The following is a 22,679-nucleotide window of genomic DNA, read 5'->3' as shown; positions in this document are numbered from 1 at the left end:
CAGTTTTATTCTTTACATTCCTTATGCAGGTCTTTGCTTAAACGCATGGCGCAGAAGTTCGGACCGCACATCGTACAATATTCCCCGTCGGTAACAGCGCTTTCCTTATAATATTGCAAAGCCCGTTCCGGGTCGAGTGACAGGTTGAACTGGTCTTTCCAACGGAAATCAAAACGTGCCTTACTTAATGCGTTGTCACGGACCTGTGCTCCGGGATGTCCTTTTGCCAGGTCGGCGGCATGGGCGGCTATCTTATAGGCAACCACTCCGTTGCGTACATCTTCTTTGTTTGGCAATCCCAGGTGTTCTTTCGGGGTTACATAGCAAATCATAGCTGTGCCATACCAGGCAATTTGTGCGGCACCGATAGCCGATGTGATATGGTCGTATCCCGGGGCGATATCCGTTGTCAACGGGCCTAATGTATAGAACGGGGCACCGTGGCAGGCATATTGCTGTTCTTTCATGTTCTCATGAATCTTGTTCATCGGGACATGACCCGGACCTTCGATAATAACCTGAACGAATTTCTCCCAGGCAATCTTTGTCAATACGCCCATCGCATGCAGTTCGGCAAACTGCGCTGCATCGTTGGCATCATAGATGGAACCGGGACGAAGACCGTCGCCGATAGACACAGCAACGTCATATCTGCTCAGGATATCGCATATTTCTGCAAAATGGGTATACAGGAAGTTTTCTTCATTATGCAGCTGCATCCATTTAGCCATAATGGAACCACCACGCGAAACAATACCTGATAAGCGGGTCGCTGTCAAATCGATATGTTTTTTCAATAGTCCGGCATGAATGGTGAAATAGTCCACGCCCTGTTCAGCCTGTTCAATCAGTGTATCGCGATATACTTCCCAGTTCAGTTCTTCTACGTTTCCGTTCACTTTCTCCAAAGCCTGGTAAATAGGAACTGTTCCCATCGGAACCGGACAGTTACGGATAATCCATTCGCGTGTCTCGTGAATATTGTCACCCGTCGAAAGGTCCATCAGGGTATCGCCACCCCATTTACAACTCCACACCGCTTTTTCAATCTCTTCACTGATACCGGAAGACAATGCTGAATTACCGATATTGGTATTTATTTTCACCAAAAACTTCTTACCGATAATCATCGGTTCCGCCTCCGGATGGTTGATGTTGGACGGTATGATGGCACGTCCGGCAGCAATTTCTTTACGGACAAAGTCGGGAGTGATATAAGATTTCAGTCCCAGGGCTTCGATTTGCTGGTTTTCACGTATGGCCACATATTCCATTTCCGGAGTTATGATACGTCGTTTGGCATAATACATCTGGGTGATATTCTTACCTTCTTTGGCACGGTAGGGAAGGTGACGCTTCGGAAAACGTATCTCATCCAGACTTTTATCTTCCAGACGGGCACGGCCATACTCGGAAGACAACTCGCTCAGTTGTTCGATATCCTTACGTTTCGAACACCATTCTTCGCGGATACGGGGAATACCGGCATTTATGTCTATATTTATTTTAGGGTCGGAAAAGGGACCGCTTGTGTCATAGACAATCACCGGATTGTTTTTCTTGAAAACTTGCTCTCCGTTTTCGTCGATAGTGACGGTATCCAGAAGTTTGATTTTACGCATACCCACTTTTATCTTGTTGATTTCGCCCGGGATATATATCTTTTCCGATGCGGGATAGGTAATACGCATGTTTTTCTTGCTTGCCATTACAGTATGTTTAATATTTATCTCATTAATAAAACGACGGGTCTCTTCTACGGGGTCTTCTGCATGGATAATCGCTCCCGATACGGCTATTCCGGTAATTCCGGTCTCCATTAACGGGGTAACATCTTCCAGGCAGATTCCTCCGATTGCAAATATCGGAATTTTATAGCCAGCCTCCTTACATTGCTGCACTATTTTTCTGTATCCTTCCAGACCGAGAACGGGACTGAGTTTCTTTTTCGTTTCTGTATAACGGAATGGTCCAAGGCCGATATAGGAGGCTCCTTGTCCGACAGCACGCTCGATATCCTCAAAGGTATTGGCAGTGGCGCCGATATAGAAGGTTTCGCCCGGAAATAACTGCTCTTTTGCCATTTCCCATGCGGCGGATACTGATATATCTTCTTTCCCCAGGTGAACAGCGTTCGCCCCGCATCTCAAAGCAATCCGTGCATTATCGTTTATACAATAGATGCATTTGTTTGTATGCTCATTGATTAGTTGCCCGATTTCCCTGGCTGTAAAAATATTCATGTTTCCTTTCATCCGTAGCTGTACCCATGAACAACCGCCGTCAAGAACCATTTTGACTTCTTCCCGTTCCGTGTATTTAGAAGTACCGTGGGTTATAAACATCAGGCGTTCACCACTGCCCTGTGGAATAAATTGTCCTTTATCTTCGTGCTTGCGCAAATGATATTCTATTGCCATATATCCAGTTGTTTGTATCGTTTTATTATAGATGTCTCGTTTATTACAGAAGGGGCCTTGCCCCACAAAGCTCCCAGAATGGCAGCTCCACCGAAATGTAAGGAGGCAATCAGCGGAATGTTCTTTTCTTCTATTCCACCCAAGGCAATTACCTTTTCGTTGATTATGCCCGAAGCAGCCGCCTCCCGTAATCTCTCCATCGGAAAGCCGTTTCCGTATCCCTCTTTGGATATACTTTGAAAGATGGGGCTCAGAAATACATAATCCAACTGTTTGTTATCCTGCACTTCCTGCAAGGAATGGCACGAACGGCTTATGCTTCCGGCAAAACCTTCCGGCAGGGTATTATTCCGGCTGTTCAAATGGATGCCGGCCAACCGGTATCCGGTTGTGAGTTCGAAATGCTCGTGCAACACAATCCGTGAATGATATTCGGCAGGGATAGCGTCCAGTAAGAGACGAAACCTGTCGATGTCGCTTTGGGGTTTCCGCAGATGTAAACGCTGCATTCCTTCCCTGAACAAATGGGTTATTATCCGGCTTTCCCCTTCAAAAAAGAAAGGAGTTGTGATTACGAACAGCTTCATACTATCCTTTTATCTCTGTTTTTACTAAAGGAACCGGAGCAAAGAAATGGTTCAGGGGACCATGCCCGTGTCCTGTCCGTACATCTTTGCCTTCAGTAATCGCTTTTGTTATATACTCTTTAGCCAGTCTGACGGCATCCGGCAGGCTCTTACCCAAAGCCTGATAAGCGGCAATAGCAGAAGACAACGTACAACCGGTGCCGTGGCCGTTGGTCGTAATTACAGTTTCCGCCGAAAGCCGGAGAAGGGATGCCTCCGATACATATAATATATCAGTCATCTCTTTTCCTTTTAAATGCCCTCCCTTCATTAATACGGCACGGCAACCTAAAGACAGCAACTTCTCTGCCGCCTGGCACATCTCTTTTTCGGAAGTTATCTTCATTCCGGACAGGAATTCAGCTTCGTCGATGTTGGGAGTGACCAGCGATGTCCGTTTGAACAGTTCCCGGACAATTATGTCTATGGCATCATCCTGCAATAATTTATTACCGCTGGTCGAAATCATCACTGGGTCCAGGATAATACGCGACGGTGAATAAGTATCGATTGCATTTACGACGATTTCTGCCGCCGTTTTATTATGCAGCATTCCTATTTTGACTGCATCGATGGTAATATCTTCAAAAACCGCATCCAACTGGCCTTTCAAGACTTCCGGAGAGATGGCTTGTATGCCTCTGACACCTTGTGTGTTTTGGGCCGTAATGGAGGTGATTACGGAAGCTCCGTAAACTCCCAATGCTGAGAATGTTTTAATATCTGCCTGTATCCCGGCTCCTCCGCCGCTGTCGGAACCAGCAATGGTTAACGCAGTCGGATAACGATATAATGTATCTGTTTTCATATTTACACACGAAAGGAGGGAAAAGCCTTGTCTGTCTTTCCTACGGCGGCATTACCCGCATCAGGTTCACAGGGTATAATCTCAGCCCGTTTACAGTATGGCACCCCTTTTCGTGTACAAAGGTAGAAAGATTGATAAGAGAAAACAAAAGTGAAATGTTAAATTTAAGAGTGAATTGATAGGTTTAAAAAAATAATCCAGTATATTTGCATCTACAATTCCGGTTATAACAGCTTTTCTTCCGGGTTGTATTTCCTTTTGGCATAATAGTCATAAAAAGACAAATCATGTTGATAAAAACAGGCTTGTATGTTATTACCGGTGGACCAGGAACGGGTAAAACATCATTAATTGAAGAACTTAAAATAGTTGGATATCAAACAGTAAAAGAAGTAGCACGGGATATTATCAAAGAACAACAGCAACAGGGTGGAGACGCATTGCCCTGGAAAGATACCGTTTTATATACCAGTATGATGCTGGAACGTTCTGTTGAATCATATCTGGCTCATAAAGAAAATGAAGGCATATTATTTTTTGACAGAGGAATCCCTGATACACTGGCATATGCAAGGTTGATTGGGTTAACCGACCGGAAAGAAATAGAATTGGCTGTCGATAAATACAGGTATAACAGGCAGGTATTCATACTTCCTCCCTGGGAAAATATATATCATACGGATAAAGAACGTAAACAATCATTTAATGAAGCGATAGATACATATTATGTAATGAAAGATGTCTACAAAGATGCAGGATATACATTGATTGAAGTCCCGAAACTTCCCGTTACGGAAAGAAGGAATTTTATTATTAATAGTATAAATTCATTTTAAAACATCTATTTTGGGTCTTTTAAGTGAGATTTGTTGTCAATTGGAATATAATCGGTTCAATTTGGAACATTCATAAAAAAGAATCTGTTATAATTTTGCGGAGTTTAACGAGGGAGTTAATAAAATAATGGGGAAAAAGATTGTTTTTATTCTGGCACTTGTTTTGGTTGCATTTGCATCAAAAGCCCAGAACACTATAATAAGTGGAATAGTAACGGACTCTATTACAGGAGAAACGTTACCATATGTTTCAGTTATACTGAAAGGTACAACTATCGGGACAACGACTGATGATGACGGTAAGTTTACGTTGACTACCTCGTCCAATGCACGGACTTTGTCCGTTTCATATCTGGGATATACCGAAAAAGAACTGAAAGTGACTATAGGTAAAAAGAATTATTTTAAAATACCTTTGGCCCCTTCCAGTATTGATTTGGGTGAAGTCATTGTAAAGCCGAAGAAAGAGAAGTACAGCAAGAAAGAAAATCCAGCCGTGGCTTTTGTCAAGAAGGTTATCGAATCTCGCGAAAGTAATGATCCCCGTAATCATGATTATTTCAGTTACAGCCAATATGAAAAGATGGTTTTCGCGATGAACGATTATCAGCCGAAACCTAAAAAAGAGAATGGTAAGGGCGGGAAATTCGATTTTCTAATCGATTATATCGATACGCTGGATGTCGGAAAGACCATTTTGCCAGTGTCGGAGAAAGAAAAGGTGGAAGGCATTTTCTATCGGAAAGATCCTAAAGTAGAAAAAAGAGTCGTGCTGGGAGCAAAGGCGGCCGGTGTAGATGAAATATTTTCACGGGATGGTATGCAGCAGTTTCTGGGAGAGGTGTTCCGTGAGGTGGATATCTTCAAGAATGATATTCCTCTTTTCCTGCAACGTTTTGTAAGCCCGTTGTCTAGCATGGGGCCGAACTTTTATAAGTATTATTTACTTGATACCCTGGATGTGAACGGACAGAAATGTGTAGACCTGGGATTCGTTCCTTTCGTTTCTGAAGGTTTCGGATTTACCGGACATCTTTTCGTTACGCTCGATTCGACTTATTTCGTTAAGAAAGCAATCCTGAATGTTCCTAAAAACATCAACCTGAACTTCGTCAGCGGAATGACTATTGAGCAGACATTCGAAAAGACGGAAGATGGTACACGTATTATTACCAAAGATGATATAAATGTCGATTTCAAGCTGACGGAAAAATCGAAGGGAATGTATGCCCGAAGGTTGAACATATACAGCAACCATTCTTTCCTTCCGCCCGAAAGCGATGAGATATTTAAGGAGAGCGCTCCGATTATCACATTGCAGAACGCCTATAAGCAGACAGAAGATTTCTGGGATTTGAACCGTCCGGAAGAAGCCGGTAAACGAAAACAGAATACGGTTGAAAAATTGATGGAAAAGTTACGTTCGGTTCCTATTTTCTATGTAACAGAAAAAATTGTTACAATCCTGACTTCCGGTTACATAGGAACCAGCACTGACCCCGCTAAAAATAAATTCGAATTCGGACCGGCCAATACCTTTATCAGTGGTAACGCGATCGAAGGAGCCCGTTTCCGTGTCGGAGGAACTACTACTACTGCTTTCAGTAAAAGATTATTCCTGGAAGGATATGCCGCTTATGGTACAACAGACCGGAAAATCAAGTATGATGCCTTGATAGAGTATTCATTCAATGACAAGAAGGAATACCGTAAAGAATTTCCGGTTAATTCTATCCGTCTGGAATATCTTTACGATATCAACCAGTTGGGACAGCAATATATGTACACCAACAAAGATAATATCTTCCTGGCCTGGAAACGTCAGAGAGATACCCGTGCAACTTATCTGAGAAATGCCGAACTGACTTATTACCGCGAACATTATAATGGTATCGCTTACGGTGCGGTTTTACGTAATAAAAAGGAATATTCGACAGACTATGCCGTTTTCGACCGGATAGAGGAAGATGGCCGCATTACTCCTATAAAGTCTTACTCGATGACGGAGCTGGAATTCAAATTCCGTTATGCCCCGAACGAGAAATTCTATCAGACCCGTAACTATCGTTATCCTATTACTTTCGATGCTCCGGTAATTACATTGAACCATATTACTGCCAGAAAAGGGGTGTTAGGTGCTGACTATACCTATAACCGTACAGACCTGGGTATTCAGAAACGTTTCTGGTTCTCGGCCTTCGGATATCTTGATATTATCGGTAAAGCAGGTAAGGTGTGGGACAAAGTTCCTTATCCGTTATTGATATTGCCGAACGCGAACTTATCCTATACAATCCAGCCTGAATCATACACCAATATGAATGCGATGGAGTTCATCAGCGACGAGTATGCATCCTGGGACGTTACTTATTTTATGAACGGACTTCTTTTGAACCGTCTTCCCCTGATAAAGAAACTGAAATGGAGAGAGGTTCTTTCATTCCGTGGAATGTATGGTCATCTGACCGATAAGAATAATCCTTACTATGGTGGCAAAGATTTGTATCTGTTCCCGGAAGGTTCTTATACATTGGGTAATACGCCTTATATGGAAGCCGGAGTAGGTATTGAGAATATCTTTAAGTTCCTTCGTCTCGATTATGTCTGGCGTTTGACCTACCGCGATAATCCGGGTATTCAGACAAAAGGTGTACGCTTCTCGATGAAGCTATCGTTTTAACGAACACACTTGCGAACCGAAATAAAAAACATCCGTCGTCATTTACTCTAACTAATGACGGCGGATGTTTTTTTATGCAGTTCCCTCAGAATTTCCTAAGCAGGAAACGCTGGTTTCCTAGTAAGGGAACTACAGTTTCCCAGGCAGGAAATTACAGTTCCCTGGCAGGAAACTGAAGTTTCCAAAGAGGGAATTACGAGGAAACTGTAATCGATTGACAAATAGCCTACTAAGGCTAAAATGAAGATTCGGTTAAAATGCCTCTGTCATGTTCATATAAACCTGAACTCCATCCAGTCCCGGCTCTTTACCGATGTCGAGTCTGAAGTTCTTGCCCGGTTGCATTTGCACACGTAATCCGGCACCAAAATTCAGCTTCCATTTATTCCAGTCGAACGGAGTGTCACCGATTGTTCCGGTTCCCATCCAGGCAACAAAACCGCATTTAGCCCAGAAGTTTCCGCTTTTGTATTTTTCCGGTGAGCCGAACATGTGGCGGTATTCCAATATGCCATAGGCCATGGATTTATCCCGGTATTTACCCCAGTAATATCCGCGCAGGTCGAAGGGCGAACCGAAAGAGGGTAATTCGGAGTAGGGGACATCTCCCATGCCTATCTGGCTTTTAGCAATCCATGCCAGGGTACTTCTTGGGCGGAATACATTCACAAAATGCCGGTATTCAAGTTCCAGTATTTCGTAGTTATAGGCACCTCCGAGATATTTTCCGAATGCTTTCATATTCCCGCTTAACAAGACTCCTTTTGTGGGGGTGGCGACATCGTTTCTTGTGTCGTATTGAATCAAGCCTCCGATTCCCACGTTCAGGTATTTCCGTTTGAACTGATTGAAATAGTAGTCTTGCTCCATCACCGGATTTATATCCGATGCATTTGTAAAGTTGATATCGAACAGTCCTCCCAAGTAAAAATGCGGACGGACTTCCCAGACAAAACGGGGATATATCTGGAAATAACTTCTATGGTAGCGGGTTGTCGAGTCGCTTCTGTCTACATGTTCAATGGTTTCATAGCCTTTGCCGTAATAATGGGCCGGTTCGTTCCTGTATCCGTAGCTGGCATAAATACGGAACTTATTCTGGTTAAAGAAGAAAGTTCCGGCTCCTGCCACCACGATCGTACCGTTTATTGAGAGGTTGATTCCTGCCGGAAGGAAAGAACGCTGCGAAATCGTATCGTTTTTGTTCATCCTGAAACTGGCCAGTACGGCACCTCCGACACCTAGCGATGCTTCCGGAGTATAGGACGGACCACCCAGGACAGACCACCAGATCTTTTTATGGGCCCTGATGGAATCTTTGCGTAACTGACGGTAATAACGTTGCAATTGCTTTTCGTTAAGCTGTTGCCCATCAACAATAACAACCTCTTTTGAGACAGTGTCGTTCGGCGTTAAGTTCTGTGCCTTTCCCGGCAAAACAGAGACAAACAGGAGTACTCCTGTAAAAGCGATTAAATGTTTAAACATTGACTGTTCTTTATTTTAGGTTGCAAAAGTATGAAAAAGAAAACATACCAACACCTTTTTTGTTCACAGCCTTTGGAATACTTTAGGTTTCTTCAGATTCTTTCATTGGAATGCTTAACCAGAACAGAGAGCCTTTGCCTTCTTCTGATTCCACTCCGATGCTTCCTCCGAACTTTTCGGCAATCATGGCGCAGATAGGAAGCCCCAAACCTGTTCCCTGGGCGAATGTATTCAGTTTGACAAAGCGGTCGAAAATCTTATCTTTCTTATCCTGAGGTATACCTATTCCGGTATCTTTTACATAAAAACGAATGGCTTTGCCTGATTCTTCGATCGTATACCCAAAAGAGACAGCCCCTTCAGGTGTAAACTTCAGGGCATTTGTCAGGAAGTTGATCATGACTTGCATCAGCCGGTTACGGTCTGTGTAAATCAGGCATTGAGGCAATTTCTCGTCAAATGAAATGCTGACAGCTTCGGATTTGTTCTTTAAAATCATCTGGCTGCAAATTTCTTCCATTAATTCATTAATATCAATCTGAGAATAGGTAAAATCCAGGGAGCCGGATTCGATCTTTGCCATATCGATAATATCGTTGATCAATTGAAGCAAGAGTTCGTTGTTTGTCGATATGATATGAATAAACTCTTGTTTCTCTACAGGATCATCCGTCTCTGCCAGTAAGTTGGAAAAGCCGACGATTGCATTGAGGGGAGTCCGGATTTCATGGCTCATATTTGCCAGGAAAGCCGATTTCAAACGGTTGGCTTCATCTGCTCTTTTCACCTCAAACATCAAATGTTCTATCCTTTTTTTATCGGATATATCTTCGACCTTCATTAGTCCGCCAACAATGTTGGTATCTGTATGGTCAAAAAGAGGGATGGCACTGATCTCTACCGTTATGTCTCCTTCGGTAAATTCGTGGCGGACCGATTCTCCTTTTGTTATAGCTTCACTGAGAGCGCAACGGGGACAAGGTTCCGTTCTTCCCCTGACTGTTTCATAGCAGACCTTTCCCGGAGTATAACGCCGGCCTTTGGCTATTTTATGCAAGTTTGTGGTAGATTCCCATTGAACCCGGTATTCTTTATCTATATAGATGAGTCCGAAGTTAATACTTTCGAGCACCATGTTCTGGGTTTTAGCTGCATCTTCCAATTTCTCTTTTGCTTTGATGAGTTCCCTTTCGTACTCTTTCATTTGGGTAATATCCCAACGGGCAACCAACAGCAAATGACTATGACCATGGGCTATGATGGATTTATTTACAATCGTATTATGCAAAACACCATCCGGGGTTACGTAATCTTCTTCGGCCCTGTAATTTTTCCCTTCTTTGACTAGTTGTTCATCTATTTTCCGGTATCGCATTCCTCGTTCAGGACCAAAAATGTCGAAGTCGGAAAGTCCAACTATCTCTTCTCGGGGAGTACCGGATTGTAACTCTGCTTCCTTATTCCAGAATACGTATTTATAATCATCGTCGATATTTTTTACAAAAAGGGGAAAAGGCAGATTCTCTAAGATATCGAGGCTGAACAACGCTTCTTTTTCTTTGTTGTTTTCCTGCATATCGTCCAATAGGTCTTTATACCGTTTCTTTTCACAAACGAGTTTCCTGTTTTTGATTGCTAGCAAAACAACCAGGATAAAGAGGACCAAAATAAGCACCAAGTATCCTGCTGTTCCTGTTGGCAGCATTGATAGTATAGAATTCATCAATACAAGTATGTTCATAGAGTGATATTTATTTGTCTTACCCTTTCATTTTCGGCAAATTTATCATTTATATTTTAATTAATCTCTGAATGCTGCTGAATTTCATAATATTTTCGCTATTGTAGCACTAAATCTTAACACAATAAGCCTGCCACACACCTTGTAGTCTGAGAAAATAATTTTACATTTGAAGTTGTAAACTGAGAGAAAGTAAAGTATGAAGAAAGTAGCTGTTCTGGTAACCTTTTTGCTGATCGTCCTGCAAGCGGCCGATGCGCAAAAGGTGGGACTGGTATTAAGTGGTGGAGGAGCTAAAGGTGCTGCGCATATCGGAGTCATTAAAGCCTTAGAGGAGAATGATATACCTATTGACTATATAACCGGTACATCTATAGGTTCCATTATAGGTAGTTTATATGCCATGGGATATTCTCCTGATGAGATGCTGGAATTAATGTTATCAGAAGAATTTAGTTACTGGCAGACCGGTACCGTAGAAAATGAATATAAATATTACTTTAAAAGACCGGACCCGACTCCTGAGTTCGGCCATTTTTCTATTGATATGACCGATTCATTGCAAATCAAGGCCAACTTTTTACCGCAAAGCCTTATCAATCCGATCCAGATGAATCAGGCGTTTATGGCATTGTTCTCGCAGGCTACCGCTAAAGCCGGATGGAATTTTGACAATCTGTTTGTCCCGTTCCGTTGTGTCGGTTCTGACATCTATAATAAAAAGGCTATCATATTCAAGAACGGAGATCTGGGAGATGCTGTCCGTGCTTCCATGACTTTCCCTTTCTTTTTCCAACCGATCTGGAAAGACAGCATTCCTCTGTTTGATGGCGGTATTTACGATAATTTCCCTGTCGGACCGATGAAAGAGGCTTTTCATCCTGATTTTATTTTCGGATCGACTGTTGCCGGAGGAAATAACAAACCTTCCAATAATGCTTATAATCAATTGGAAACGATGATTATGCAGAAAACGGATTATGATGTTCCGGAAGAAGATGGCATGATGGTTAAATTCAGTTTCCCGACTGTTTCATTGCTGGACTTCCAAAAAGCAAAGGAATTGATGGATATCGGTTATAAACGTACGATGAGTATGATTGACTCGATCAAGCAAAGAGTGCCCCGCAGGGTTCCGCTTACGGAAGTTAATATGCGCAGGGTTGCTTATAAGGAAAGTTTGCCGCCGCTGATCTTTCAAAATATATATGTAACCGGCGTTTCCGAATCGCAGCGTAAGTATATCGAGGCACAACTGCATCGTGATATGAATCATGAATTTTCGATGGAAGAATTTAAGCGGGCTTATTTCAAGATGCTCACTTCTTCGAAGATACGGGAAATTATGCCCCATGCTGTTTACAATCGCAGGGAGAAAAAGTTTGACCTCTATCTGGATGTAAAGATGAAAGAAGAAATAACGGTCGGTTTCGGAGGTAATATTTCATCGCATCAGGCAAACCAATTGTTTTTAGGATTGGGTTATCAATATTTAGGCCGTTTTGCCGCCGATGTTAATTCTAACTTTCAGGTAGGTAATTCTTTCAGTGGAGTTATGCTGAACGGACGAATCTATTTGCAGACCAGGATTCCAACCTATCTTAACTGGCAGGGGGTATATTCCGATAAAAGATATCAGGAAAGTCAGTCGCTGTTTTACGAAGATGTGTTACCGGCCTTCATTAAACAAAAAGAATTGTATATGAAGCTAAAGCTGGGATTCCCGTTCCTGAACAGGGCAAAATCAGAAATCGGTTTTGCATACGGGCAATTGAATGATTACTATTTTCAGAGTAATAATATGTTGTTCCCTAATTCTAAATTCGATCATAGCTGGTACAATCTGTTCAGCGGTTCGCTGAGTATAGAACGGAATTCACTGGATGCTAAACAATATCCTATAGCCGGGCGGAAACAGTTCCTGATCGCTCAATATGTTACAGGTACTGAGAATTATGATCCGTCTCCTACATCCCAAAGTCAGTCAATCAGAAAGAAAGTTTACAGTTGGCTTCAATTAAAAGGGGAGTGGCAGCACTATGAAACATTAAGTAACCGTTTCAATCTGGGATTCCAGGGAGAATTGGTCATATCCAGCAAAAACCTGATGAATAACTATACGGCATTGGTATTGCAGGCTCCGGCTTTTACGCCTACGCCGCATAGCCAGATTGTTTTCAATGAGGCTTTCCGGGCCAATCAGTATTTTGCAGCAGGCATTTCACCAATCTATAAGTTTAGCAAATTACTTCATTTCCGTCTGGACTTGTACGGCTTTGCTCCTTTATATGAAATAAAGAAAGAAACTAATGCGGACAATCCTTATATGGCAGTTCCTTATTATGGCAAGTTTCTTCATTCATTTAAGTACATGGGAGAGGCTGCCCTGGTGTTACAGTTACCTTTTGCCTCTATCAGCCTGTATGCCAATGGGTATAGTTATCCGGCAAAGAATTTCAACTTCGGACTGAACATCGGTTACTTGATCTTCAATCCAAAAATGTTAGATTAAATTGAAAAAAAGATGTACTAAAGTCTTGCAAGTTTAAAAGAAAACACTACCTTTGCACTCGCAATCACGAAACAATGGCCGCGTAGCTCAACTGAATAGAGTAGCTGACTACGGATCAGCCGGTTACAGGTTTGAATCCTGTCGCGGTCACCATTCGAGATTACAGTTTAAACAGAAATAAAGATTGGCCGCGTAGCTCAACTGAATAGAGTAGCTGACTACGGATCAGCCGGTTACAGGTTTGAATCCTGTCGCGGTCACTATCCGAATTAAAGTTTAAACAGAAATATAAAGATTGGCCGCGTAGCTCAACTGAATAGAGTAGCTGACTACGGATCAGCCGGTTACAGGTTTGAATCCTGTCGCGGTCACTATCCGAATTAAAGTTTAAACAGAAATATAAAGATTGGCCGCGTAGCTCAACTGAATAGAGTAGCTGACTACGGATCAGCCGGTTACAGGTTTGAATCCTGTCGCGGTCACATAAAAATAAAAAGCGTTGAGATACTATCATCTCGACGCTTTTCTTTTTATACCTACTTCTTATCATTTCAGTTTTTCCTTTTGCAGTGCATTTTTTAATATAAGTTTATCCAGAGATTGATTTTTCTGATTTACTGTTGCTAATGCACACCGTCTGACTACGTTGGCTATCGAACCTCCCGAAAGTTCTGTTCTGGCAGCCATGGTAATCAGGTCTTCGTCTACATCCTTCGGCCAACCTTTCAGCATCTTTCGCCATATTTCAGCGCGTAGTTCTTCAGTCGGCATTGGAAAGTAAATCACTGATTGGAAACGGCGGGAGAATGCTTCGTCGATGTTCGAACGTAAGTTTGTTGCCAGAATGACCATGCCGGGAAAGTCTTCTATACGCTGTAAGAGATAAGCCACTTCCTGATTGGCATGACGGTCATTGGAGGTGTTGGTGGAAGTACGTTTGCCAAACAGGGCGTCTGCTTCATCAAAGAAGAGAATCCAGTTCCTGTTTTCAGCGAGATCGAACACTTTAGCCAGATTCTTTTCCGTTTCCCCGATATATTTGGAAACGATCATGGATAGGTCTATCCGGTATACATCCATATTATTCTTCTTACCCAGCAATGTCGCCGCGAGTGTTTTCCCTGTACCCGGAGGACCGTAAAACAGCGAACGATATCCGGCTTTCAGGATACGCGACAACCCCCAGTCTTCCATGATGGTCTTACCGGAAGAAATCCATGTATTGATCTCTTCCAGTTCAGTCGTCACCTGGTAGTCCAGCACCATATCTTCCCAGTCCAGTTCCGTGGTGATACGTTTGGCAGGGAAGCCGGTGGTATAATCGGGCTTATATTCTACATCGAGTTGTACGCGGCTCAGGAATTCCTCAGATACACGGAGTTGGCTGCTGAGCAGTGGCTCTCCTTCGCCTGCACCTTCCAGCCGCAGGATATTTTTTCCGTAGAACCAGTGGCTTTTTGAGAACATATGGATAACCTCCTTACGTTTCTCCACGTCCTCCCCGGCAAGGATGAATGAAGCGGTTTCACCCGTAGGAAGGAATCCTCCGTGCGACAAACCTTTCCAACCGCCGAACTCGGTGTACTGGCGGTCAAAGTTCTTGTTCTGCACAAAGAAGATGTCCAGTATTTGCGGACAGATATGGGGCATCAAGGCAAGCATGATAACGATTCGTTCTTCAAAATTGGTGTCCATTTGTCCTGTCACCGCCTCCATCCAGCCGTTTCGGGGCGGATACACATCCTTTAGCTGCTTGTACTCAGATTCCTGATGGAAGTAAAGCTGGATGGCGACAGTTAATACTTGGTTGAACCATTCAATATACTCACGCATAATTCTTCATTAAAGACTGTTCGCTTTTGCGCCCATCACGTCGGCTTCGTGTTCCAGTGCGACATTGTCATTCACCGGCATTCCGCCTACTTCGGTGGTAGGTTCCACACGGCCAGCCATCTGCTGGGCCACGTGCCATGCCTCATGGGGCAGGTGTTGTTCCTGTCCCGGAGCTACATGGATGTCCGTACCTTGTGTATAGGCGAGCGCCTGTACTGTAGCCGGCTTGTCCGAATTATAATGTACTTTTACATCATCCATCGCGAGGCCGGAAAGTTCTTCCACGCCGACTTTCAAGTGGTCGGGCATGCCGGTTTCATTCTTTTTCTGAACGGGAGCTTCAAACCGGCCTTGCAGGGCGGCTTCGTCTTCATCTACTTCGCGCTGGACTGGCTGTTCGAATTTACCTTGAAGCATGTCTTCTTCATCCTCTTCCCGCTGGAGAGCTTGATTGAACTTGCCTTGCAGGGTATCTTCTTCGTCTTCTTCCACCTGTTGCAAGACCGGGTTCATCGGACGGTTATCCACGAATTGCATTGTGCCGCCACCATCCAGTTTCTGCTGGATGGTGCGTGCTGTCTTCTCTTGATATACTTTTTCAGTTGCCATTTTATATATTTTATGGTCCGTCAATTTATTGGAATTTTTGTTTCTCGTGCCACATGACCTGTACATATTTCTTTAGCCACGGGAAGCGTATCTGCCTGAAGCTCCACGGGATGGATTCAAGCAGGATGTCATGTGTCTTTTCTTTCATCGTAAGCAGCCACCGTTCCTCCTGCTGTTCCAATGTACCACTGCGGGCAAGGAAACTCTGGCGGAAGCCCCTTACCGATGTGCCGTCCATACTTGGCCAGTTAGCCTTTATGCCTGCCACCATGGAGTCGACGGTCTGCTTTTCTTCACTGGTAAGAGGCAGCTGTTTCGGGATCGGTATATGTTGGAGCAATCCGACAAGTAGCCGATTGAAGACCAGTTCTGTTTCTCGGTATTCCCGTTCCTCTCCGTAGACGATATATTGAAGTAGGAATACGGCGCGGATTTTCAAAGCCGTATTCCTGAGCGATTTCCGTTCATCATCCAGATAGTCGAGTATAGCGAACAGTCGGCTAAGCCAGGGGGCGAGCAGGCAAAGGCCTGCATTTTCCACCAGAAGGAATTCCGGAGTTTCTGTCGCTTCGTCCGTTCCGACTCTCCCGTCCTTTGACAGCTGCAACATCTCACAGAGTTGCAGCAATAATTCCTCCTTCACGACTTCCTTCTTTTCCGGCAGTGACTGCACCCATGAACGGACCGTTTCTTCGGGACTTCCATATATCCATTCATCCGTACGGCTCTTTATGATGTAGGTAGCCAATGCCTGTCGCAATTCGCTCTTCTGAAATGTATTCCTTTTTGACAAGTGTTCCAGAATCTGCCGGAAAAGCTCTGCGTCGGAAAGAGAAAGGCTTGCCGCCAGACGCAGCCAGTCTTCGATATCCAGCCATGCTATCCATTTGTCCGGCGGCAACATATTTTGCGATACCGTTTTTTGTATATATTTCAGCAATTCTTCCGGTTGGAAACGCATGTAATTGCGCAGCCATCTTTTTCGGGTATCTTCCGGTAGGCCGTTGTCCGCGATCTTCTCCAAAGGTAACGAGATATTGGATTTACCGAACAGACGGGAAAAGAAAAACACTTCCATTTCATCCGGTGTCTGCCTTTTCCAGTCCGTTTCTTTAACCCATGACAGCAACGCCCGGATAAATCCGGTGACAGATATCCTGTCGGAAGGACCATCAAGAAACCAGGAAGTCAATCGTTGGAACACACCGGCTTGTTCGAATCCGGCTGTAGTGGACAAACAGACTGTCCATCTCTTTGCCATTATCCGGTCCGAAACGAAAGCAATCCGTTCTATTTCAGACAGGTTGGCATCCTTCTCTAACCAAGTCAGCAACTTTTCCGGTTGTTGGTCTATCAAGAAGTTGACAGATTGCTGGAATGTCGCATCACTGTTGCTTGCATTCGACAATATTTTGTTTATATCGTCTGAAGCCATGTTGTTTTCACTACTACTCATATTTGAAATAATTTTATTGGTAAATGATATCCATAATATATTATTGTGATAATCTGTTTTGCCGGTTTGTATGAAATAAAAGAAGGCAAGGAACTTTCCTGCAATCTCGTTAGCCGTCAGTGTTCTGCCTGATGTATCGCGGTCCTGCAAGTAAAGCAGCAGAGCTTTCGAGAGTGCAAGTGGCAGGGAAAGACTGCTTCCGACAATCCGTGACAATTCCTCCTCCTGATGTTGCAGCTGCTCCATCAACTGCGATAATACGGAGGTCTGGTAGAAATCCGTCTTCGCCATGCCCTGTAGCATAAGCGGGGCAGGTACATATCCGGCGATTGCCGTTATGTATTGACTCTCATGCGGCAAATCGCGGAGCAGGTGTATCCACTTCGCCGGTTGTTCCGTTATGGTGTGTCGTAACAAACCGGATTTATTCTCATAGGGTATGGAAGTGTCATCCATCCTTGTAATCGGTTTTCATAAGCCGGATTTGCCGGGATTCATTATCCACCAGCAGATGCAGGATTTCTTCTGTGGCAGGAGAGTCCGTATGTCCCATCTCTCGCCAAAGAGCAAGAATGACCTCCGATATTTCTTCTCTGCCAACAAGGTCTGCGAATAAAGAACGGATATATTCCACTACCGGTTTCTTATGTGTCTCTTGTAACCGTATCGTTTCGACCAACCATACAAGTAGGCGAGCTTTCAAAGGTTTTGAACCTCCTTTCCAATAAGAAGACAAAGCACGTTCGTGTGCCATCAATCCATCGAAGAGGGACAATAACAGGGCGGTATTTTCGAGTCCTACCAGCCGGACGGTGGACTGTCGAAGTACTTCTTCCCATATCGGTTGGCTTATCAGGAGGCAGAGGGAGTTCGATAATCCACATGCATGGAGCAGTCGTACCGCTTCAGCGTAATCCTTTGACGATTGTTCCAGAAAACAGACAAGTAATTTGCGTTTTATATCATCTGTCACGACAGACACTGATAATATTTCTTGTAGTCTCTGAATACTCCATCTTCCGCTCTGTTCGAGACCTAGTCCTTCTTTTATTTCCTTCAAAGGCTGGGAGGCGGATAATCGGGTAACGATTGCTTCATCCTCCTTGCCTGTCAATTCCTGATAAAACAGATTCAACAATTGGTCGAATCTGTTTGGTAGCCGGTAGTATCCTTTCCGAATCCACATCAGTACCGATTGTCGGAGCAGAAGCTCCAACTGAGTTTCGGTTATGCCTTTTAACCAATCACTTTCTTCTGAATATTGTTGCCGCAGGTAATTCCTCATCACTTCTACCGCTTGCAGGGTGTTAAAAGAAAGAGCGGCAAGCATACAGTTCATTGTATCAACCTCGATCAGAGCAGCTACAATAGCTATTCCTGTCATATTTGGGGTTATTCCCAATCGGAGCCATTGGATGAGTATCTCCGGTTGTTCTTTGACGATTGTGCGGATGAACATTCGTTTGTCCGCATCGCTACATTTAGCATCTTGTAGTATATCCATAATGTCTGTCGGATCTTTCAAACCGGACGATGCTTTATCTTCAACGGACAAAGTGTTTTCCTTTGTTACGGCTGGTTGGTGTAGTAGGGACAACTGCAAGAAGATGCGGTACAGTTCCTGACTGAAATACCCATCATGCGTAGGCGAACCATCCGCACGGTAGGGTTGGAGATAGTAGATAGTATTCAGTACATCAATATAATAAGTCGGACCAAACACTTCCAGAAGAAAGCTAACGGTCAACTCCGCCTTTGAAAGGTAGAAAGAGTAGTTACGTTTCCGTATAAATATCAGCAGCCGATGATGCAGGTGGTTAGTAAACTCCGCCTTGCCACCGAACATAGCAATGCCGTTATAGGGATAATAGCGTATCAGCCACTCAGTTATTTGTACCTCCTTACTCGCCTGGGCTGTTTTAATCATTGCCGGGATTTGTTTGCTACAATATAGCAGATATAACAAAAAGGTCATACTTTTAACTTCCATAGCATGGGTTCTTTGTTTAGTTTCTTTTTATAATAGTGGTATGAAGGACTCTTTCTTTTCAAAAAGATCGCTCTTATTCCCAGCGTGAACAGTTGGGCTTTCACATTACTTACTCCTTTGTTTTACCTGTATTTTCGTTTCAGGATAACTAACCAGTTACCGGATCCACGGCAATGGAGACGGCATCTGCTTCTCCCTGGAGTCTTGATCGGCGTTTATATCGGGATGACTTTGTTCAATCCGGTTCCCGATAAGCTAATTTATAGCTGGTCTGAATTCGGACTCAATAGTTCTGTCTGGTGGCCCTATTTCCGTATTGGTTGCTATTTATCTTTAGCTGTACAATTATTAGTTTATCTTCCACGTATTTTGAATGGAGTAAATGATGATAATACTCCACAAATGCAACTTATTAGAAAGGACTTATTCTATCTTTTATGTTTCTATCTTATTTCTATAATAAGTATGTTTACTTCCTATTATGTATGTAATATTCTATATAATATATCAACTATTTTTATAGGTGGATATCTGTTGAATCAATCTGTATTTTACCGGACTGTAAAACGTAAAATAGGTTTTTATCTATTACCCCATTTTTTCACCAAAACCAGACAGAAGAACAAGATCCCCATTCCACTTACTCCGGAAAAAGAAGAAGAGGAGGTGATCCGTTTATTAAAATCACCCAAATACTTGCATAATCCTAATTTGACACTTAAAATATTAGCAAGTGGACTAGGAATGAATGCGACTTCGTTAAGTTTATATTTCAGTCAGCAGTTGGGAATGCGTTTCCCTGAATATGTAACCGCTCTTCGTTTGGATGAAGCGGAGATATTACTTTTGAATTCAGATATAAAGGTGATCGATGTTTCTGAATTAGTCGGTTTTCAAACGTCATCATCATTCTATCTGGCTTTCAATACCCGACATCATATGCCTCCTTTGCAGTGGAGAAAGAAAATGAAGGCGAAGTCCTGACAAAGGTATTCTCAAATTATATATTTCTTTCTTAAATCGTAAACTTATACCATTTAATATATAATTATAGTCTCTTGTTAATCAATCAAATATATGTAAAATTAAATAAGAAATCCATTGGAACTATCCGACACCCTTTCCTAGTACCTTTGTATACATAACCGGGGCCCATAAAGCCTCTTTAATATGATACAAAATGAATACACTCAACTTTGAAGAACGGACATTACAGGAGGCTACAGCCAATGTTGTAGGAGGTGTGGATAGAAACGTAGTGGATAGTATATTTATCAGAATACAGGATCACTTCCGAAAAATATTGTTTAGTGATATCCTCTATATAGAAGCATCAGGCAGTTATTGCACTTTCTATTTACAGGCAGGTGCTAAAGCGACAGTTGCATACACACTGACGGATACAATGCAACATTTGTCGAAAGATTTGTTTATCCGGGTACATCGTTCTTATATTGTCAACAAGAATCATGTCGTTGGTTATATCGGTAATATATTTTATATTGGCGATCAAACGGTCCCTATCGGCAGACAATATAAAAAAGATGCGTTATCTCATTTCAATATGTTGGGAACAATTAGTTGAATAACAGATCTAAAAAACAATTGAATAAAACGAAGATTGTAACCTAAATTGTTAATATAAGAACGATAATTATGGTAGAACAAAAACAAGATACTACAGATGCTTATGCGATAAAACTTGATGCACCTGCTTTTTTGGAAAACAACAAGGATGAAGTCGAACTTGAAACTATAGAATTCACATATGATAAGTTAGAACGTAAACAATAAAAAATTATTACAATGGAAAATTCAAATGCACAGATTTTTAAAGTGAAAAATGCCGGGATCGTTTTAACAACTCCCTTTTTACCAATGTTTTTTTATCGGTTAGGATATTTAGCGGATTCCCGTAGAGAGTTTATTGATAAAGAAAAGCAGATTCGGGGAATTTTTTTGTTACAGTATCTGGCTACATATTCATTAGAGGTAAAAGATTCTGAATTAATGTTATTTAAGATAATGTTAAATTATCCGCTATCCGATCCCTTGCCTTGCAATATTGAACTGACAAGTAAAGAAACTTCTTTAATTGATGAACTGTTGAACAGCCTAAAGATAAATTGGAGTAAAATGAAAAATGTTTCTAATAGAGGCTTTCAGGAAACATTCCTGAGACGGGAGGGAGTATTGGAGGATATGTCAGATTATTGGAACCTGAAAATGGAAGAAAAACCTTACGATGTTTTGTTGGATTCAGTTCCCTGGTCATATTCAATGGTGAAATATCCTTTTCAGGAAAAACTTATACGGGTTAATTGGAGAAATTGATATTCTTTCTAATATAGAAAAAAGACATTATTATATGTAAACAAAAATGCTATGTCTCATTTAAGACATAGCATTTTTGTTTTAGCAGATTTAATCTGCTTCGTCTGTTACACTATTCATTTTAAATTCAGCACACTTTTATCGCCTGTAATTTCTACTTTTGCAGGAGTAGATTTACGAGTGCAGTAGTCAAACTCTGCCGATTTATCGCCGCTGAACGATTTCCATTTCAGTTTCAGCTTAACAGTCTTACCTTCTGTGTCCGGCAGTTCATCCAGTTTGAAAGCGACCAATCCGTCACCTTCCGTTCCGTAGACATCTCCGTAAGCATTGTGACGAAACTCTACTTCATAAGGATTGGCCGGATCTTTACTTACCAGTAAGTTTACGAAATGAGCCTTGTTACGATCTCCCCACAATGTTCTGAAACGGAGTGTCAGGTAGCCATCCTCTGCAATTGTTACCCAGTCCTTAATCATTTCGACTGGGTCTGTTCCATATACAGAATCGTTATCCACTCCCAGATCCGGAGCGATTTGTTTTGTCAGAATACTGTCTATCCAATTAACATGGACAGCTTTAGTATAGCCTTCACTAGGTTCGTTTACTACACTGAAATTGACCAGTGCTCTAACTTCTTTATCTCCATAAGGCGAAGAGGTCAGATTTGCCGGTAATAATGTTGTTGAGTCATCCAATTGCAGGAAGAATGAGTTATCACTAACCGGTTTTACTGTCACAAGGGCGTTTGGCGTTAGATACCCATAATAATAGTTATCATCATCATCCAAACAAGATTGAAAGGTTAAAGAAGTAAATAAAACTCCCGTGGCCATTAAAAATAATTTCAACGTCTTCATAGCTTAATATCACTAAATTATTAAATGTTTATACCAATGAAGATGGATAAGAGCCTGAAAATGCTGCAAGAGAAGTTGATAAAATATATTAATAGAAATTTATACACCTATTGTATCTCCTGATCAAAGAGAAAAGGTATGCCTTGTAGTCCTGCGAAAGATTGTGCCACTTTTTCATGTGCCTGAACGTGATTGTTAATGTGCGTAAAAAAAGGAAAGAGAGTATATGAAAAATACGGTAAAAATAAAAAGCAGAGAGTTTGAACGACAGTTTGAATCTCAACGGGAAGCGAAAAAAGTGAAAATACCTTTCTTTTATAAGAAAGAGAGACTGTATCAAAATGATTGATAATCTAACGTTATCGGCGGCTAAAGTAGCAACTTTTAACGACCGGGGCAAGGTTTTCAGGTAGTATTTTGCTACAATTTGATAATATTGAAATAACGCCATCCTTTTGGGCGTAGAAGTTTTTTGATTTACTGCAG

The 22,679-nt window shown here is 42.3% G+C and carries 17 protein-coding genes, 4 tRNA genes, 1 pseudogene and 1 riboswitch; of the genes and pseudogenes, 11 read left to right on the top strand and 11 right to left on the bottom strand.

What is annotated here, in order from left to right; all coding sequences use genetic code 11:
• Nucleotides 1-5 precede the first annotated feature (5 nt).
• The 4 genes and pseudogenes from thiC to thiD all read right to left on the bottom strand — a co-directional run bounded on the left by thiC (nucleotide 6) and on the right by thiD (nucleotide 3,854).
• Entirely contained in the window at nucleotides 6-1,709 is a 1,704-nt protein-coding gene (gene thiC, locus K6V26_RS09200) for a phosphomethylpyrimidine synthase ThiC (RefSeq protein ID WP_195437831.1), read from the bottom strand.
• A 78-nt stretch (nucleotides 1,710-1,787) separates the two neighbouring features.
• Nucleotides 1,788-2,294: pseudogene (locus K6V26_RS09195) on the bottom strand (thiamine phosphate synthase); the annotation flags it as partial.
• 116 nt (nucleotides 2,295-2,410) lie between these two features.
• The gene (locus K6V26_RS09190; RefSeq protein WP_007656733.1) at nucleotides 2,411-3,007 is read right to left on the bottom strand and encodes a thiamine phosphate synthase; all 597 of its coding nucleotides are present in this window, start codon (nucleotides 3,005-3,007) and stop codon (nucleotides 2,411-2,413) included.
• Between the two features lies 1 nt (nucleotide 3,008).
• Nucleotides 3,009-3,854 carry a bifunctional hydroxymethylpyrimidine kinase/phosphomethylpyrimidine kinase gene (gene thiD, locus K6V26_RS09185; RefSeq protein ID WP_224265155.1) on the bottom strand — a complete coding sequence of 282 codons (846 nt, stop codon included), beginning with the start codon at nucleotides 3,852-3,854 and terminating at the stop codon, nucleotides 3,009-3,011.
• 20 nt (nucleotides 3,855-3,874) lie between these two features.
• Nucleotides 3,875-3,972: riboswitch (TPP riboswitch) on the bottom strand.
• A 169-nt stretch (nucleotides 3,973-4,141) separates the two neighbouring features.
• Between thiD and K6V26_RS09180 the strand changes: the two genes are divergently transcribed.
• Together K6V26_RS09180 and K6V26_RS09175 are read left to right on the top strand one after the other, a co-directional pair.
• On the top strand, nucleotides 4,142-4,690 hold the full coding sequence (locus K6V26_RS09180) for an AAA family ATPase (protein ID WP_046147094.1): 549 nt from the start codon (nucleotides 4,142-4,144) through the stop codon (nucleotides 4,688-4,690).
• Nucleotides 4,691-4,817: 127 nt separating this feature from the next.
• Nucleotides 4,818-7,370, top strand: a complete 2,553-nt coding sequence (locus K6V26_RS09175) for a DUF5686 family protein (protein WP_224265154.1) — start codon at nucleotides 4,818-4,820, stop codon at nucleotides 7,368-7,370.
• A 252-nt stretch (nucleotides 7,371-7,622) separates the two neighbouring features.
• On the opposite strand, the gene K6V26_RS09170 is transcribed toward K6V26_RS09175, so the two are convergent.
• Together K6V26_RS09170 and K6V26_RS09165 are read right to left on the bottom strand one after the other, a co-directional pair.
• Complete coding sequence (locus K6V26_RS09170) at nucleotides 7,623-8,858, bottom strand: BamA/TamA family outer membrane protein (protein WP_048317255.1); 1,236 nt, start codon at nucleotides 8,856-8,858, stop codon at nucleotides 7,623-7,625.
• A gap of 82 nt (nucleotides 8,859-8,940) precedes the next feature.
• Entirely contained in the window at nucleotides 8,941-10,599 is a 1,659-nt protein-coding gene (locus K6V26_RS09165; protein ID WP_007656727.1) for a PAS domain-containing sensor histidine kinase, read from the bottom strand.
• 199 nt (nucleotides 10,600-10,798) lie between these two features.
• Here K6V26_RS09165 and K6V26_RS09160 point away from each other — a divergent pair, with 199 nt between their 5' ends.
• From K6V26_RS09160 to K6V26_RS09140, 5 genes are all read left to right on the top strand, one after another.
• On the top strand, nucleotides 10,799-13,111 hold the full coding sequence (locus K6V26_RS09160; RefSeq protein ID WP_224265153.1) for a patatin-like phospholipase family protein: 2,313 nt from the start codon (nucleotides 10,799-10,801) through the stop codon (nucleotides 13,109-13,111).
• Nucleotides 13,112-13,187: 76 nt separating this feature from the next.
• Nucleotides 13,188-13,264, top strand: a tRNA-Arg gene (locus tag K6V26_RS09155).
• Between the two features lie 33 nt (nucleotides 13,265-13,297).
• Nucleotides 13,298-13,371, top strand: a tRNA-Arg gene (locus tag K6V26_RS09150).
• Nucleotides 13,372-13,408: 37 nt separating this feature from the next.
• Nucleotides 13,409-13,482: transfer RNA gene (locus tag K6V26_RS09145), tRNA-Arg, on the top strand.
• Between the two features lie 37 nt (nucleotides 13,483-13,519).
• Nucleotides 13,520-13,593 (top strand) — tRNA-Arg (locus K6V26_RS09140).
• 64 nt (nucleotides 13,594-13,657) lie between these two features.
• On the opposite strand, the gene K6V26_RS09135 is transcribed toward K6V26_RS09140, so the two are convergent.
• Genes K6V26_RS09135 through K6V26_RS09120 form a run of 4 tightly spaced genes read right to left on the bottom strand, consistent with a single transcriptional unit; the run spans nucleotide 13,658 to nucleotide 18,936 of the window.
• Nucleotides 13,658-14,944 (bottom strand): ATP-binding protein, encoded by a 1,287-nt coding sequence (locus K6V26_RS09135; RefSeq protein ID WP_046147091.1) that lies wholly within the window; start codon nucleotides 14,942-14,944, stop codon nucleotides 13,658-13,660.
• A 9-nt stretch (nucleotides 14,945-14,953) separates the two neighbouring features.
• Nucleotides 14,954-15,553 carry an eCIS core domain-containing protein gene (locus tag K6V26_RS09130; RefSeq protein WP_082207578.1) on the bottom strand — a complete coding sequence of 200 codons (600 nt, stop codon included), beginning with the start codon at nucleotides 15,551-15,553 and terminating at the stop codon, nucleotides 14,954-14,956.
• Nucleotides 15,554-15,578: 25 nt separating this feature from the next.
• The gene (locus tag K6V26_RS09125) at nucleotides 15,579-17,465 is read right to left on the bottom strand and encodes a contractile injection system tape measure protein (RefSeq protein ID WP_224265152.1); all 1,887 of its coding nucleotides are present in this window, start codon (nucleotides 17,463-17,465) and stop codon (nucleotides 15,579-15,581) included.
• Nucleotides 17,458-18,936: a hypothetical protein gene (locus K6V26_RS09120; RefSeq protein WP_224265151.1), complete on the bottom strand. Its 1,479-nt coding sequence runs from the start codon at nucleotides 18,934-18,936 to the stop codon at nucleotides 17,458-17,460. Before K6V26_RS09120 ends, K6V26_RS09125 begins: the two co-directional genes overlap by 8 nt.
• Nucleotides 18,937-19,533: 597 nt before the next feature.
• Here K6V26_RS09120 and K6V26_RS09115 point away from each other — a divergent pair.
• From K6V26_RS09115 to K6V26_RS09100, 4 genes are all read left to right on the top strand, one after another.
• Nucleotides 19,534-19,983, top strand: coding sequence for a helix-turn-helix transcriptional regulator (locus K6V26_RS09115; protein ID WP_224265150.1), 450 nt, complete (start codon nucleotides 19,534-19,536; stop codon nucleotides 19,981-19,983).
• Between the two features lie 196 nt (nucleotides 19,984-20,179).
• On the top strand, nucleotides 20,180-20,584 hold the full coding sequence (locus K6V26_RS09110; RefSeq protein ID WP_007656662.1) for a LytR/AlgR family response regulator transcription factor: 405 nt from the start codon (nucleotides 20,180-20,182) through the stop codon (nucleotides 20,582-20,584).
• A gap of 71 nt (nucleotides 20,585-20,655) precedes the next feature.
• Nucleotides 20,656-20,793: a hypothetical protein gene (locus K6V26_RS09105; RefSeq protein ID WP_010803149.1), complete on the top strand. Its 138-nt coding sequence runs from the start codon at nucleotides 20,656-20,658 to the stop codon at nucleotides 20,791-20,793.
• A gap of 12 nt (nucleotides 20,794-20,805) precedes the next feature.
• Nucleotides 20,806-21,333 carry a contractile injection system tape measure protein gene (locus tag K6V26_RS09100; RefSeq protein WP_007656660.1) on the top strand — a complete coding sequence of 176 codons (528 nt, stop codon included), beginning with the start codon at nucleotides 20,806-20,808 and terminating at the stop codon, nucleotides 21,331-21,333.
• Between the two features lie 116 nt (nucleotides 21,334-21,449).
• Here K6V26_RS09100 and K6V26_RS09095 read toward each other — a convergent pair whose 3' ends face one another.
• Nucleotides 21,450-22,193 (bottom strand): NigD1/NigD2 family lipoprotein, encoded by a 744-nt coding sequence (locus K6V26_RS09095; RefSeq protein ID WP_195437855.1) that lies wholly within the window; start codon nucleotides 22,191-22,193, stop codon nucleotides 21,450-21,452.
• Nucleotides 22,194-22,679 lie beyond the last annotated feature (486 nt).

Origin of the sequence: Parabacteroides goldsteinii, assembly GCF_020091425.1 — a bacterium.
GTDB classification, from domain to species: Bacteria; Bacteroidota; Bacteroidia; order Bacteroidales; family Tannerellaceae; genus Parabacteroides; species Parabacteroides goldsteinii.
The sequence above is the reverse complement of the archived record's forward strand: the minus strand, read 5'-3'. Positions and strand labels throughout refer to the sequence as shown.

What these genes read in the sequence shown, in the direction of transcription:
- K6V26_RS09125 (WP_224265152.1), bottom strand. Translation starts at nt 17,465, where the DNA reads ATGGATGACACTTCCATACCCTATGAGAATAAATCCGGTTTGTTACGA.
- K6V26_RS09170 (WP_048317255.1), bottom strand. Translation starts at nt 8,858, where the DNA reads ATGTTTAAACATTTAATCGCTTTTACAGGAGTACTCCTGTTTGTCTCT.
- K6V26_RS09175 (WP_224265154.1), top strand. Translation starts at nt 4,818, where the DNA reads ATGGGGAAAAAGATTGTTTTTATTCTGGCACTTGTTTTGGTTGCATTT.
- K6V26_RS09110 (WP_007656662.1), top strand. Translation starts at nt 20,180, where the DNA reads ATGAATACACTCAACTTTGAAGAACGGACATTACAGGAGGCTACAGCC.
- K6V26_RS09165 (WP_007656727.1), bottom strand. Translation starts at nt 10,599, where the DNA reads ATGAACATACTTGTATTGATGAATTCTATACTATCAATGCTGCCAACA.
- thiC (WP_195437831.1), bottom strand. Translation starts at nt 1,709, where the DNA reads ATGGCAAGCAAGAAAAACATGCGTATTACCTATCCCGCATCGGAAAAG.
- K6V26_RS09100 (WP_007656660.1), top strand. Translation starts at nt 20,806, where the DNA reads ATGGAAAATTCAAATGCACAGATTTTTAAAGTGAAAAATGCCGGGATC.
- K6V26_RS09120 (WP_224265151.1), bottom strand. Translation starts at nt 18,936, where the DNA reads ATGATTAAAACAGCCCAGGCGAGTAAGGAGGTACAAATAACTGAGTGG.
- K6V26_RS09190 (WP_007656733.1), bottom strand. Translation starts at nt 3,007, where the DNA reads ATGAAGCTGTTCGTAATCACAACTCCTTTCTTTTTTGAAGGGGAAAGC.
- K6V26_RS09130 (WP_082207578.1), bottom strand. Translation starts at nt 15,553, where the DNA reads ATGGCAACTGAAAAAGTATATCAAGAGAAGACAGCACGCACCATCCAG.
- K6V26_RS09135 (WP_046147091.1), bottom strand. Translation starts at nt 14,944, where the DNA reads ATGCGTGAGTATATTGAATGGTTCAACCAAGTATTAACTGTCGCCATC.
- K6V26_RS09180 (WP_046147094.1), top strand. Translation starts at nt 4,142, where the DNA reads ATGTTGATAAAAACAGGCTTGTATGTTATTACCGGTGGACCAGGAACG.
- K6V26_RS09095 (WP_195437855.1), bottom strand. Translation starts at nt 22,193, where the DNA reads ATGAAGACGTTGAAATTATTTTTAATGGCCACGGGAGTTTTATTTACT.
- K6V26_RS09105 (WP_010803149.1), top strand. Translation starts at nt 20,656, where the DNA reads ATGGTAGAACAAAAACAAGATACTACAGATGCTTATGCGATAAAACTT.
- K6V26_RS09160 (WP_224265153.1), top strand. Translation starts at nt 10,799, where the DNA reads ATGAAGAAAGTAGCTGTTCTGGTAACCTTTTTGCTGATCGTCCTGCAA.
- thiD (WP_224265155.1), bottom strand. Translation starts at nt 3,854, where the DNA reads ATGAAAACAGATACATTATATCGTTATCCGACTGCGTTAACCATTGCT.